At 46.1% G+C, this 14,943-nt stretch carries 8 protein-coding genes; 7 read left to right on the forward strand and 1 reads right to left on the reverse strand.

Annotated elements, in window-relative coordinates; translation table 11 throughout:
* Positions 1 to 135 precede the first annotated feature (135 nt).
* From rpoB to rpsJ, 7 genes are all read left to right on the forward strand, one after another.
* Complete coding sequence (gene rpoB / locus ACQP6D_RS09555; RefSeq protein WP_100140808.1) at positions 136 to 4,317, forward strand: DNA-directed RNA polymerase subunit beta; 4,182 nt, start codon at positions 136 to 138, stop codon at positions 4,315 to 4,317.
* A 56-nt stretch (positions 4,318 to 4,373) separates the two neighbouring features.
* Positions 4,374 to 8,549, forward strand: a complete 4,176-nt coding sequence (gene rpoC / locus ACQP6D_RS09560; RefSeq protein WP_370389597.1) for a DNA-directed RNA polymerase subunit beta' — start codon at positions 4,374 to 4,376, stop codon at positions 8,547 to 8,549.
* 207 nt (positions 8,550 to 8,756) lie between these two features.
* On the forward strand, positions 8,757 to 9,128 hold the full coding sequence (gene rpsL / locus ACQP6D_RS09565; protein WP_025329900.1) for a 30S ribosomal protein S12: 372 nt from the start codon (positions 8,757 to 8,759) through the stop codon (positions 9,126 to 9,128).
* A gap of 92 nt (positions 9,129 to 9,220) precedes the next feature.
* The gene (gene rpsG / locus ACQP6D_RS09570; RefSeq protein ID WP_025329901.1) at positions 9,221 to 9,691 is read left to right on the forward strand and encodes a 30S ribosomal protein S7; all 471 of its coding nucleotides are present in this window, start codon (positions 9,221 to 9,223) and stop codon (positions 9,689 to 9,691) included.
* 18 nt (positions 9,692 to 9,709) lie between these two features.
* Positions 9,710 to 11,812 carry an elongation factor G gene (gene fusA / locus ACQP6D_RS09575; protein WP_100140806.1) on the forward strand — a complete coding sequence of 701 codons (2,103 nt, stop codon included), beginning with the start codon at positions 9,710 to 9,712 and terminating at the stop codon, positions 11,810 to 11,812.
* Between the two features lie 83 nt (positions 11,813 to 11,895).
* Complete coding sequence (tuf, locus tag ACQP6D_RS09580; RefSeq protein ID WP_100140805.1) at positions 11,896 to 13,086, forward strand: elongation factor Tu; 1,191 nt, start codon at positions 11,896 to 11,898, stop codon at positions 13,084 to 13,086.
* Between the two features lie 17 nt (positions 13,087 to 13,103).
* Positions 13,104 to 13,415, forward strand: coding sequence for a 30S ribosomal protein S10 (gene rpsJ, locus ACQP6D_RS09585; protein ID WP_025329903.1), 312 nt, complete (start codon positions 13,104 to 13,106; stop codon positions 13,413 to 13,415).
* Positions 13,416 to 13,598: 183 nt separating this feature from the next.
* Here rpsJ and ACQP6D_RS09590 read toward each other — a convergent pair whose 3' ends face one another.
* Entirely contained in the window at positions 13,599 to 14,810 is a 1,212-nt protein-coding gene (locus ACQP6D_RS09590; protein ID WP_427858052.1) for a PLP-dependent aminotransferase family protein, read from the reverse strand.
* Positions 14,811 to 14,943 lie beyond the last annotated feature (133 nt).

Below are 14,943 nucleotides of genomic sequence, written 5' to 3' on the forward strand. Positions count from 1 at the left end.
TGTCTACCTAAAGTGAAATTTTATAAATATTTACATAAATAGCTATTATTTACTTAATTTTACCTTGTTAGTTTGGCTAATTGCCTGAGTATTTATAAAACCTTACTTGCCAAACCTCCCTACTGGAGACTGTTCATGTCCTACTCTTTTACTGAAAAAAAACGCATCCGTAAAAGCTTTGCCAAACGCGCCAATGTATTGGAAGTGCCGTTTTTATTGGCTACGCAGTTGGATTCTTATACACAGTTTTTGCAGATGGAAACGCCTTTTGACCAACGCGCCGACATGGGTCTTCAGGCGGCATTCCAGTCTATTTTTCCGATTATCAGTCATAACGGTTACGCACGTCTTGAATTCACGCATTATGTTTTAGGCGAGCCATTATTTGATATTCCTGAATGTCAATTACGCGGTATTACCTATGCTGCTCCATTACGAGCTCGTATCCGTCTAGTTATCTTGGACAAAGAGTCATCTAAACCGAATGTCGTAAAAGAAGTACGTGAAAATGAAGTTTACATGGGTGAAATACCATTGATGACACCGAGTGGTTCGTTCATCATCAATGGTACTGAGCGTGTGATTGTGTCACAGTTGCACCGTTCGCCTGGGGTATTCTTTGAGCACGACCGTGGTAAATCACATTCGTCCGGTAAATTACTGTTTTCAGCTCGAATTATTCCTTACCGTGGTTCATGGTTAGATTTTGAATTCGATCCAAAAGACCTGCTATATTTCCGTATCGACCGACGTCGCAAGATGCCGGTAACGATTTTGCTTAAAGCATTAGGTTTCACGCCAGAACAGATTCTTAACATGTTCTATGATCGTGAAAGCTACCATCTGTCTAAAGATGGTGTGCATACCAATCTGATTCCATCTCGTCTGAAAGGTGAAACTGCTAAGTTCGATTTGGTCGACAAAGATGGTAAAGTATTGGTGCAGAAAGGCAAACGCATTAATGCTAAAAATATTCGTGATATTGTTGCCGCTGATATTAAATGGTTAGAAGTTGAACCAGAAAGCCTGATAGGTAAGGTGCTGGCTACAGATGTCATCGTGCCGGATACTGGAGAAGTGCTAGCCAAAACCAACGATGAAATCACTGAAGAATTACTGGCTCAGTTTGATATTCAGGGAGTTAAAGAAATTTCTACCCTTTATATCAATGATCTGGATCAGGGTGGCTATGTATCCAATACTCTGCGCACTGATGAAACCGATGGGCAGCAGGCTGCACGCATTGCCATTTACCGCATGATGCGGCCTGGTGAACCGCCAACCGAAGATGCTGTTGAAGCATTATTTAACCGTTTGTTCTTCAACGAAGACAGTTATGATTTATCTCGTGTCGGCCGGATGAAATTTAATACCCGTACTTATCAGCAGAAACTGCTGGAAGCACAACAAGAATCCTGGTATGGCCGTCTGATGACACAGACTTTTGCTGATGCCGATAAAGAAGGCAATCATGTGCTGACTATTCCGGATATCGTTTCAGTCATTGCCACGTTGGTTGAGTTGCGAAATGGTCATGGTGAAGTCGATGATATCGATCATCTGGGTAATCGTCGTGTGCGCTCCGTTGGCGAGCTGGCCGAAAATCAGTTTCGCAGTGGTCTGTCACGTGTAGAACGAGCTGTAAAAGAGCGTTTGAATCAGGCTGAATCCGAAAATCTGATGCCGCACGATTTGATTAACGCTAAGCCTGTATCTGCTGCGATAAAAGAATTTTTTGGATCCAGTCAATTATCCCAGTTTATGGATCAGACCAATCCACTGTCTGAAATTACGCATAAGCGCCGTGTTTCTGCACTGGGTCCGGGTGGTCTGACGCGTGAACGTGCCGGCTTTGAAGTACGTGACGTACATCCGACTCATTATGGCCGCGTGTGTCCGATTGAAACACCGGAAGGTCCGAACATTGGCTTGATTAACTCTCTGGCTGTCTATGCGCGTACCAATAAATATGGCTTCTTGGAAACCCCTTACCGTCGCGTTGTGGATGGTAAAGTAACCAATGATATTGACTACCTGTCTGCTATCGAAGAAGGTCGTTTTGTTATCGCTCAGGCCAATGCTGATTTAGATAATGAAGGTCGCATTATTGGTGATCTGGTTACCTGTCGTGAAAAAGGTGAAACCATTATGGCTACCCCTGACCGCGTGCAATATATGGACGTGGCAACAGGGCAGGTAGTTTCCGTGGCCGCTTCACTGATTCCATTCCTAGAGCACGATGACGCGAACCGTGCCTTGATGGGAGCCAACATGCAACGTCAGGCGGTTCCTTGTCTGCGTGCAGAAAAACCACTGGTGGGTACCGGTATTGAGCGCTCTGTTGCGATTGACAGTGCGACTGCCATTGCTGCCAGCCGTGGTGGTGTCGTTGAATACGTTGATGCCAATCGTGTAGTGGTACGAGTTAATGACGATGAAGCCACTGCTGGTGAAGTGGGTGTGGATATTTACAATCTGGTGAAATTCACCCGTTCGAACCAGTCAACCAACATTAACCAGCGTCCGGCCGTACAAAAAGGGGACGTGATTGCCCGTGGTGATGTGATTGCCGACGGGGCATCAACCGATCTGGGTGAATTGGCACTGGGTCAGAACATGACCATCGCCTTCATGCCTTGGAATGGTTACAACTATGAAGACTCAATTCTGATTTCAGAACGGGTGGTTGCTGGTGATCGTTATACCTCTATCCACATTGAAGAATTGAATGTGGTATCACGTGACACCAAGCTGGGTGCTGAAGAAATTACCCGTGATATTCCGAATCTGTCTGAACGCATGCAAAACCGTTTGGATGAATCCGGTATTGTGTACATTGGCGCTGAAGTTGAGGCCGGTGACGTTTTAGTGGGCAAGGTAACACCTAAAGGTGAAACCCAGCTGACACCAGAAGAAAAACTGCTGCGTGCCATTTTTGGTGAAAAAGCCAGTGATGTTAAAGATACTTCGCTGCGTATGCCTACAGGTATGAGTGGTACCGTAATTGACGTGCAGGTATTTACCCGTGAAGGCATTGAACGCGATAAACGTGCTAAAGCCATTATTGATGCTGAGCTAAAACGCTATCGCCAGAACCTGACTGACCAGCTGCGTATTTTCAATGACGATGCCTTTGACCGTATCGAACGCTTGATTTTGGGTCAGAAAGTGAATGGTGGTCCGCTGAAGCTGGCTAAAGGCAGTGAAGTGACTAAAGACTACCTAGCCTCATTGCCTAGCCGCCATGACTGGTTTGATATTCGCCTGAGTGATGAAAGCATTGCCAAGCAAGTGGAACTTATTAAAGAAAGTTTACAAGCTAAACATGAAGAATCAGACGCTCAGTACGAAATCAAGAAGAAAAAACTGACTCAGGGCGATGAACTGCAGCCGGGCGTACAGAAGATGGTTAAAGTCTTTATCGCCATCAAACGCCGCCTAAAAGCCGGTGACAAAATGGCCGGTCGTCACGGTAATAAAGGTGTGGTATCTCGCATTCTGCCAGTTGAAGACATGCCGTATATGGCTGACGGCCGTTCTGTGGACATTGTACTGAATCCACTGGGTGTGCCAAGCCGTATGAACATTGGTCAGATTCTGGAAGTGCATTTAGGTTGGGCTGCCAAAGGTATTGGTGAACGCATCGACCGCATGCTGACCGAAAAACGTGCTGCTGATGAAGTTCGTGCTTTCCTTGAGAAGGTATACAACAGCAGTGGTAAGAAAGAAGATTTGTCTCAGTTTAATGATGAAGAAATCATCAATCTGGCTCAACATCTGCGTAAAGGGATGACTGTAGCCACCCCAGTATTTGATGGTGCGGAAGAATCCGAAATCAAAAACATGTTGGCACTGGCCTATCCTGAAGACGATCCGGAAATCCAGAAACTGGGCTTTAACGATACTCGTACGCAGATGACCCTGTACGATGGTCGTACTGGTGAAGCTTTTGACCGTAAAGTCACCGTTGGTGTGATGCATTACCTCAAACTGCACCATTTGGTGGATGAAAAAATGCATGCCCGTTCAACTGGTCCGTACAGTCTGGTGACACAACAGCCGCTGGGTGGTAAAGCTCAGTTTGGTGGTCAGCGTTTTGGTGAGATGGAGGTGTGGGCACTGGAAGCTTATGGTGCTGCTTATACCCTGCAGGAGATGTTGACTGTGAAATCAGATGATGTGAACGGTCGCACCAAAATGTACGAAAACATTGTTAAAGGCGAATACAAAATCGATGCCGGTATGCCGGAATCTTTCAATGTGTTGTTGAAAGAAATTCGCTCTTTGGGCTTGGATATGGATTTGGAACGTTATTAACCGACACCGGCCGCATGCAGTAGCTGCTACTGCATGCGGCATCGTCAGGAGCAAATATGAAAGCTTTATCAGACTTATTTAATCCGCTGCAAAATGCCAGTGCCGAAGAAGAATTTGACGCGATTAAAATCGGTATTGCATCGCCGGATACCATTCGTTCTTGGTCGTACGGTGAAGTGAAAAAGCCGGAAACGATTAATTACCGTACGTTCAAGCCAGAACGTGATGGTCTCTTCTGTGCCAAAATTTTCGGCCCGATCAAAGATTATGAATGCTTGTGTGGTAAATACAAACGCCTGAAATTTCGCGGGGTAACCTGTGAAAAATGTGGTGTGGAAGTAACCTTGTCCAAAGTGCGTCGCGAACGCATGGGACATATTGAATTGGCTGCACCCGTAGCGCATATCTGGTTTCTGAAATCGTTACCATCCCGTTTGGGTATGGTGCTGGATATGACATTGCGTGATATTGAACGCATTCTGTATTTTGAAGCTTATGTGGTTACAGACCCAGGCTTGACTTCATTGCAGCCGCGTCAGTTGCTGAGTGAAGAAGAATACATCAGCAAATATGAAGAATTTGGCGGTGACTTTGAGGCCAAGATGGGCGCAGAAGGTATTCGTGACCTGTTGCGTGCCATGGATATTGCCCATGAAGTAACGGTATTGCGGCAGGAACTGGAATCCACCAGTTCTGATACCAAAATCAAAAAAATCGCTAAACGTCTGAAAGTACTGGAAGCCTTCCAGCGTTCCGGCATGAAGCTGGAATGGATGATTATGGACGTGTTGCCAGTATTGCCACCGGATCTGCGTCCACTGGTACCGCTGGATGGTGGTCGTTTTGCTACTTCTGACTTGAATGATCTGTACCGTCGTGTCATCAACCGTAATAACCGTCTGAAACGCTTGCTTGAATTGCGTGCACCAGACATCATCGTACGCAATGAAAAACGTATGCTGCAAGAAGCGGTTGATTCACTATTGGATAATGGTCGTCGTGGTAAAGCCATGACCGGAGCTAATAAGCGTCCGTTGAAATCACTGGCCGACATGATTAAAGGTAAGGGCGGTCGCTTCCGTCAAAACTTGCTGGGTAAACGTGTGGATTATTCCGGCCGTTCGGTGATTACCGTGGGACCGTACCTGCGTCTACACCAGTGTGGTCTGCCGAAAAAAATGGCTTTGGAGCTGTTCAAACCATTTATTTTCCACAAACTGGAACAACTTGACCCAACTGTCACTACCATCAAAAAAGCCAAAAAGATGGTGGAACAGGAAGAACCGATTGTATGGGATATTCTCGAAGATGTGATTCGTGAACATCCAATATTGCTTAACCGTGCACCAACCTTGCACCGTCTGGGTATTCAGGCGTTTGAACCGATTCTGATTGAAGGTAAGGCTATTCAGCTGCATCCATTGGTTTGTACTGCGTTCAATGCTGACTTTGACGGTGACCAGATGGCGGTACACGTACCATTGAGTCTGGAAGCGCAAATGGAAGCACGCACTCTGATGCTGGCTTCTAATAACGTGTTATCACCAGCCAATGGTGATCCGATTATTGTACCGTCACAGGATATCGTCTTGGGTCTGTACTACATGACCCGCGACAAAATTAACGGAAAAGGTGAAGGTAGCCTGTTTGCCGATGTGAAAGAAGTGCACCGTGCTTATCAGACCCGTCAGGTTGAGCTCGGTACCAAAATTACCGTGCGTCTGCGCGAATGGGTGAAAAACGGTCAGGATGAATTTGTGCCCGTGGTAAATCGCTACGAAACCACCGTTGGTCGTGCGTTGCTGTCAGAAATTTTGCCTAAAGGCCTGTCGTTCGAACACATTAACAAAACGCTGAAGAAAAAAGAAATTTCTAAGCTGATTAACGCTTCGTTCCGTCGCTGTGGCTTGCGCGATACCGTCATCTTTGCTGACCATCTGATGTATACCGGTTATGCGTTCTCTACTCGTGCTGGTATCTCCATCTGTGTAGATGACATGCTGGTGCCAGAAAGCAAACCACAGTTGCTGGCTGAAGCCAATGCCGAAGTGAAAGAGATTGAAGACCAGTACCGTCAGGGTTTGGTTACCAACGGCGAACGCTACAACAAAGTTGTCGATATCTGGGGTCGTACCGGTGATAAGATTGCCAAAGCGATGATGGATAATCTGTCTACCCAGAAAGTGGTTGACCGTGATGGCAATTTGGTTGATCAGGAATCCTTCAACTCCATCTACATGATGGCTGACTCAGGCGCCCGTGGTTCTGCGGCGCAGATTAAACAGCTATCTGGTATGCGTGGTTTGATGGCCAAACCAGATGGTTCCATTATTGAAACACCGATTACGTCCAATTTCCGCGAAGGCCTGACCGTATTACAGTACTTTATTTCTACTCACGGTGCGCGTAAGGGTCTGGCTGATACGGCGCTGAAAACCGCTAACTCTGGTTATCTGACTCGCCGTCTGGTCGACGTGACTCAAGATTTGGTGGTGGTTGAAGATGATTGTGGAACCAGTGATGGTTTTGTGATGAAAGCTGTAGTGCAGGGTGGTGATATTATTGAATCCCTGCGTGACCGCGTTTTAGGTCGCGTCACTGCTGAAGATGTTGTGGATCCGACCAGTGGCGAAACACTAGTCGAAGCCGGAACGTTATTGAACGAAAGTCTGGTTGATTTAATTGACAATTCCGGTGTTGATGAAGTCAAAGTACGCACACCGATTACCTGTAAAACTCGCCATGGCTTGTGTGCCAAATGTTATGGCCGAGATCTGGCACGCGGTAAACTGGTGAATGCCGGTGAATCTGTCGGTGTGATTGCAGCGCAATCCATTGGTGAACCGGGTACTCAGCTGACCATGCGTACTTTCCACATTGGTGGTGCAGCATCTCGAGCTGCTGCAGCCAGCCAGGTAGAAGCTAAATCAGGTGGTACTGTACGTTTCTCCAGCCAGATGCGCTACGTAGCCAACAATAAGGGTGAACTGGTTGTTATTGGTCGTTCATCTGAAATCGTGATTCATGATGATATCGGTCGTGAGCGTGAGCGCCATAAAGTACCTTACGGTGCACTGTTGCAGGTCAAAGATGGCGGAGTAGTTAAAGCTGGTCAGACCCTGGCTACATGGGATCCGCATACCCGTCCGATGATTACTGAATTTGCCGGTCGTGTACGCTTCGAAAATATCGAAGAAGGCGTAACTGTGGCCAAACAGACCGATGATGTAACTGGTTTGTCTACACTGGTGGTGATTGATGGTAAACGTCGCTCTTCTACCCAGTCTAAGCTACTGCGTCCAACCGTTAAGCTATTGGATGACAAAGGCGAAGAAATTCGCATGGCTGGTAGTGAAACTGCTGTTTCCATGGCCTTCCCAGTAGGTGCGGTGATTACCGTGCGTGAAGGACAGGAAGTCGGTAAAGGTGATGTGCTGGCGCGTATTCCGCAGGCTTCATCTAAAACCCGCGATATTACCGGTGGTCTGCCGCGTGTGGCCGAGTTGTTCGAAGCGCGCACCCCGAAAGACGTTGGCATGCTGGCCGAGGTAACCGGTACCGTATCCTTTGGTAAGGAAACCAAAGGCAAACAGCGTCTGATTATCACAGATGCAGATGGTGTGGCGTACGAAACCCTGATTTCCAAAGAAAAACAGGTATTGGTACACGATGGTCAGGTGGTGAATCGTGGTGAAGTCATTGTTGATGGTGCGGTAGATCCACACGATATTCTGCGTTTGCAGGGTATTGAAGCGCTGGCGCGCTACATCGTACAGGAAGTACAGGAAGTGTATCGCCTGCAGGGTGTGAAGATTTCCGACAAACACATCGAAGTGATTATTCGGCAGATGCTGCGTCGTGTGAACATTGCTGATGCCGGTGACAGCCACTTCATTACCGGTGAGCAGGTTGAGCGTGGTGATGTGATGATTGCCAACGAAAAATTGTTGGCAGAAGGTAAAGAACCGGTGCGTTTCGATAACGTATTGCTGGGTATCACCAAAGCATCGTTGTCTACTGATTCCTTTATCTCTGCTGCTTCCTTCCAGGAAACTACTCGAGTTCTGACGGAAGCTGCCATCATGGGTAAACGTGATGATTTACGCGGTCTGAAAGAAAACGTAATTGTGGGTCGTTTGATTCCGGCCGGTACCGGTCTGACCTATCACCGTAGCCGTCGTCAGAAATGGCAGGAGCAAGTGGCGGCTGAAGCGGCAGATAAAGGTGAGTAACCAAAATTGCTGCTGAAAGCTAAAACAAACCGCTGAAAATTTTTCAGCGGTTTGTTTTATGTTTATGGTTTTATATGATTGTTTTTCCAGCAGATATATTGGTGCGGTAGCTTGATTATCTTGACTGGGTAATAAATCAAGTGTTAAAATAACAGCTTTGCCGACATGGTGTCGGCATGTATTGACTCAACAGGATAAAGAGAAAATATGCCTACTATCAACCAATTGGTACGCAAAGGACGTCAGGCTCCGGTTTACGTCAACAAAGTACCTGCTCTGGAGGCTTGCCCTCAGAAACGTGGTGTATGCACCCGTGTATACACCACAACCCCTAAAAAACCTAACTCAGCTCTGCGTAAAGTATGCAAAGTGCGTCTGACCAACGGATATGAAGTAATTTCATACATCGGCGGTGAAGGCCACAACCTGCAAGAACACAGCGTAGTACTGATTCGCGGCGGTCGTGTAAAAGACTTGCCGGGTGTGCGTTATCACACCGTACGTGGTTCTCTGGACACTGCAGGTGTTAAAGACCGCAAACAGTCCCGTTCTAAATACGGTGCTAAACGTCCTAAATAATGGGACGCATCGGCAGGAAAACTGTCGAGTAAGTGAATATTTACATAAATATTCGTGGGTAAATCCCAGCTGAATAGTTTAAGGAAATTGAAATGCCAAGACGTAGAGAAGTCCCGAAACGTGACATATTGCCAGATCCGAAATTCGGCAGTATCGAATTATCTAAATTCATGAATGTGCTGATGATTGACGGTAAAAAATCTGTGGCTGAACGCATTGTATATGGTGCGCTGGAACAGATTGAAAAGAAAACCGGCAAAGAAGCCATTGAAGTGTTTAACGAAGCCATTGCCAACGCCAAACCGGTTGTAGAAGTAAAAAGCCGTCGTGTCGGTGGTGCAAACTATCAAGTTCCTGTTGAGGTTCGTCCTGCCCGCCGTCTGGCTCTGGCCATGCGCTGGGTACGTGATGCGGCTCGTAAACGCGGCGAAAAATCCATGGATTTGCGTCTGGCTGGTGAATTGATTGATGCGGCAGAAGGCCGCGGCGGTGCATTGAAAAAACGTGAGGAAGTACATCGTATGGCCGAAGCCAACAAAGCCTTCTCTCACTTCCGCTTCTAATGCAGAAAGGCAATTATCGTGGCTCGTAAAACCCCTATTGAGCAATACCGTAATATCGGTATTTCTGCACATATTGATGCTGGTAAAACCACCACTTCAGAACGTATTCTGTTTTACACCGGCATGACTCACAAACTGGGTGAAGTGCATGATGGTGCGGCCACTACTGACTGGATGGAACAGGAACAGGAGCGCGGTATTACCATTACCTCGGCTGCTGTAACTACTTTCTGGAAAGGTATGGCCGGCCAGTTTAAAGAACATCGTCTAAATATTATTGATACCCCGGGACACGTAGACTTTACCGTTGAGGTGGAACGTTCTATGCGTGTTCTGGATGGCGCAGTGATGGTTTACTGTGCTGTGGGCGGTGTACAGCCTCAGTCTGAGACTGTATGGCGTCAGGCCAACAAATATAAAGTGCCTCGTCTGGCTTTCGTCAACAAAATGGACCGTCAGGGCGCTAACTTTTTCCGCGTGGTAGAGCAGATGCAAACTCGTCTGCGTGCCAATCCAGTACCGGTTGTGATTCCGGTGGGTGCGGAAGATGGTTTCGAAGGCGTAGTCGACCTGTTAAAAATGCAGGCTATCGTATGGGATGATGCTACTCAGGGTCTGAAATTTGAGTATGCGGATATTCCGGCTGATCTGAAAGACGTAGCTGAAGAATGGCGCGAAAAAATGGTGGAAGCTGCGGCTGAAGCCAATGAAGAGCTGATGGAAAAATACCTTGGCGGCGAAGAGCTGAGCGAGGAAGAAATTGTTGCTGCACTGCGTGCACGTACACTGGCTGGCGAAATTCAGCCAGTATTGTGTGGTTCTGCGTTTAAGAACAAGGGTGTACAACGTTTGCTGGACGCTGTGGTTGAATATCTGCCTAGCCCGACGGACATTCCACCCGTTGCAGGTGAAACACCTGACGGTGAAAAAGACAGCCGTAAAGCCAGTGATGATGAGAAATTCTCTGCATTGGCGTTCAAGCTGATGAACGACAAATACGTTGGTCAGCTGACTTTCATCCGTGTGTATTCCGGCGTAGTAAAATCCGGTGATACCGTAGTGAATTCGGTGAAAGGCACCAAAGAACGTATTGGTCGTCTGGTACAGATGAAAGCGAATGACCGCGATGAAATCGAAGAAGTTCGTGCCGGCGACATTGCTGCGGTGATTGGTCTGAAAGATGTGACTACCGGTGAAACTTTGTGTGATACTGATGCGCCGATTATTTTGGAACGCATGGAATTCCCAGAACCTGTAATTCACGTTGCGGTTGAACCGAAAACCAAAGCTGACCAGGAAAAAATGGGTCTGGCTCTGAACCGTTTGGCTAAAGAAGACCCGTCTTTCCGCGTGAAAACTGACGAAGAATCTGGTCAGACCATTATTTCCGGTATGGGTGAATTGCATCTGGAAATTATTGTTGACCGTATGAAACGCGAATTCGGCGTAGAAGCCAATGTGGGTGCTCCACAAGTGGCTTATCGTGAAACCATTCGTAAATCAGTGGAATCCGAAGCTAAATACGTGAAACAGTCTGGTGGTAAAGGTCAGTATGGTCACGTAGTAATCACCATGGAACCTCTGGAACCAGGTGGTGTGAACTACGAATTCATCGACGAGATTAAAGGTGGTGTGATTCCACGCGAATTCATCCCGTCTGTGGATAAAGGTATCCGTGATACCATGACCAACGGTATTTTGGCTGGCTATCCAGTAGTGGATATTCGTGTACGTCTAACATTCGGCTCTTACCATGATGTGGACTCTTCACAAATCGCATTTGAATTAGCCGGTTCTATGGCATTCAAAGACGGTATGCGTAAGGCTTCTCCAGTATTACTGGAGCCAATTATGGCGGTTGAAGTAGAAACACCGGAAGACTACATGGGTGATGTGATGGGTGACCTGAATCGTCGCCGTGGTATCGTACTGGGTATGGATGATGATGGTATTGGCGGCAAGAAAGTTCGTGCCGAAGTACCATTGGCAGAAATGTTTGGTTACTCAACCGATCTGCGTTCCGCTACCCAAGGTCGCGCCACATACTCCATGGAATTCAAAAAATACGCTGAAGCGCCTAACAATGTAGCTGAACAAGTCATTGCTGCTCGTAAAGGCTAAAGTGTTTATAGATAACCTAGAAGCATGACGCTTTTAGGTTATCATCGTTCTTTAATTGATCTTTATTCAAGGAAACTTAGCTCATGGCTAAAGAAAAATTCGAGCGGAGCAAACCGCACGTAAACGTTGGCACCATTGGTCACGTTGACCATGGTAAAACCACATTGACTGCTGCAATCTGTACCATTTTGTCTAAAAAATTCGGTGGTGCAGCGAAAGCTTACGATCAGATTGACAATGCCCCGGAAGAAAAAGCCCGTGGTATTACTATTAATACATCACACGTAGAATACGAAACAGCCGAGCGTCACTATGCACACGTAGACTGCCCGGGACATGCTGACTATGTGAAAAACATGATTACCGGTGCTGCACAGATGGACGGTGCGATTCTGGTGGTATCTGCAGCTGATGGTCCTATGCCACAAACCCGTGAGCACATTCTGTTGGCGCGTCAGGTAGGTGTACCATACATCATCGTTTATATGAATAAATGTGACATGGTAGACGATGAAGAGTTGCTGGAACTGGTAGAAATGGAAATCCGTGATCTGCTGTCTAGCTACGAATTCCCAGGTGATGACGTTCCATTGATTAAAGGTTCTGCACTGAAAGCATTGGAAGGTGACCAGTCTGATATTGGTGAAGCTTCTATTATGGCTTTGGCTGATGCATTAGACAGCTACATTCCGACACCGGAACGTGCAGTAGACAAACCATTCCTGTTGCCGATTGAAGACGTATTCTCAATTTCAGGTCGTGGTACTGTGGTTACCGGACGTGTTGAACGCGGTGTAATCAACGTAGGTGACGAAATTGAAATCGTGGGTCTGAAAGACACCCAGAAAACTACTTGTACCGGTGTGGAAATGTTCCGCAAATTGCTGGATCAGGGTCAGGCTGGTGATAACGTAGGTGTATTGTTGCGTGGTACCAAACGTGAAGAAGTAGAACGTGGTCAGGTATTGGCAAAACCGGGCAGCATCACCCCGCACACCAAATTCAAAGCCGAGGTATACGTATTGAGCAAAGAAGAAGGTGGACGTCATACCCCGTTCTTCGCTAACTACCGTCCGCAATTCTATTTCCGTACAACTGACGTAACAGGCGCAGTAAGTCTGGCAGAAGGTGTAGAAATGGTAATGCCGGGTGAAAATGTGACCATCGATGTAGAGTTGATTCACCCAATCGCAATGGAAGAAGGCTTGCGCTTTGCGATTCGTGAAGGTGGCCGAACAGTTGGTGCCGGTGTGGTTGCTAAAGTTATTGCTTAATCAGGAAGAATATAGATATGAAAAACCAGAAAATCCGTATTCGTCTGAAAGCTTATGACTACGCTTTGATTGACCGTTCTGCTCAGGAAATCGTGGACACTGCCAAACGTACTGGCGCTGTGGTAAAAGGCCCGATTCCTCTGCCTACTAAAATTGAACGTTTCAATCTGCTGCGTTCACCACACGTGAACAAAACTTCACGTGAACAGTTGGAAATCCGCACTCATCTTCGTCTGATGGACATTATCGACTGGACTGATAAAACCACTGATGCATTGATGAAACTGGACCTGCCAGCTGGCGTTGATGTAGAAATCAAAGTTCAATAATGAACTGAACGACAAAAAAACGGACTGGATTTATTCAGTCCGTTTTTAATTAACCTCAGCATACTACTACCTTAGAAAAATCACTGTTTGCCTAACGTTTGTGCTGATTAACTGAAAAATTTTATCTGATATATCTCAACACCATACCTGCCAATATTGATCAGTCAATGAATGATATCAAGTTTACATCATCACTGTTTTTTCTTGCAGATGATGAATTCGATGATTAATCATTTCAGCCAAAATTTTTATACCACGTTCGATTTTTTCTTCCGGCACTGTTACAAAGGCCAGTCGAAAGCAATTGGTTTTTTCAGCATGAGCATAAAAAGTTTCGCCAGGTACAAAAGCCACTTTCTGGCTGATTGCGTCGCTGAGTAATTCAGTAGCATTGATATTTTCCGGTAATTCTACCCAAATAAACATGCCACCTTCAGGCTGATTCCAATGAACTTGTCTGGGCATATAACGTTTTAGTGAATCCAGCATGTATTGACAGCGCTTGGCATAGATTTCGCGAATTTTGGGAATGTGATGTGTAAGAAAATTATTCTTGCTCAGTACCTGATAGGCTATATATTGAGTCAGACTGGGAGTATGTAAATCTGCTGCCTGTTTGAGTTGTACCAGTTTGCTGATAAATTGCTCGCTGGCAACAATAAAACCCAAGCGTAGCCCCGGAGTTAATATTTTTGAAAATGAGCCAAGATAAATGGTGTTTTCCGGTGCGAGACTGTACAGACAAGGTAAACGATGACCCTGATAATCTAAATCTCCATAGGGATCGTCTTCAACCAATATTAAATGATTATGTTTGGCTTTTGCTACCAGTGTTTGTCGCCGCGATTCGGTTAAACGACGACCTGTAGGATTTTGAAAGTTAGGGATGGTATACAAAAATTTTGCTTCAGCCGCCACATCATCGCTAATAGTTTCGGGTTTCAGCCCATCGCTATCACTTTCTATCGCAATATATTCTGGTGCGTATTGATTAAAAGCCTGTAATGCACCCAGATAAGTAGGGGTTTCTACCAAAACTTTATCATCAGAATCAATCAGCATTTTGCCTATTAAATCCAGAGCCTGCTGTGAACCGGTTACTATCAGAACCTGTGCTGGTTTTACTGCGGTTTGATCGCGCGCAGACAAATAATCAGCTATCCATTGGCGTAAAGGTGCATAACCTTCAGTGGGGCCATATTGCAATGCTCCGTAAATATCTTTGCTTTGTAGTACAGTGTCTGTGGCAGTTTTGATTTCTGTCAGCGGGAATGCATCGGGGGCAGGTAGACCTCCGGCGAAAGAGATGATATCGGGTTGCTCAGTTACCTTAAGAATTTCACGAATAGCAGAACTTTTTAATACCTGAGCACGATGCGAAAATTTCTGGTGCATATACGTATCTTTCCTGAAAGATAATCCATTTAATACGATAGAATATAGGTATAAGAATATTTATATGTAACGAAGGGTTAGGGTTAAAGAATAAAAATTGATTAATTCAGACAATTATCGCTAACTGGCTGAT

This window comes from Snodgrassella sp. CS2, assembly GCF_050310315.1.
In the GTDB taxonomy this organism is placed as follows: Bacteria; Pseudomonadota; Gammaproteobacteria; order Burkholderiales; family Neisseriaceae; genus Snodgrassella; species Snodgrassella alvi_E.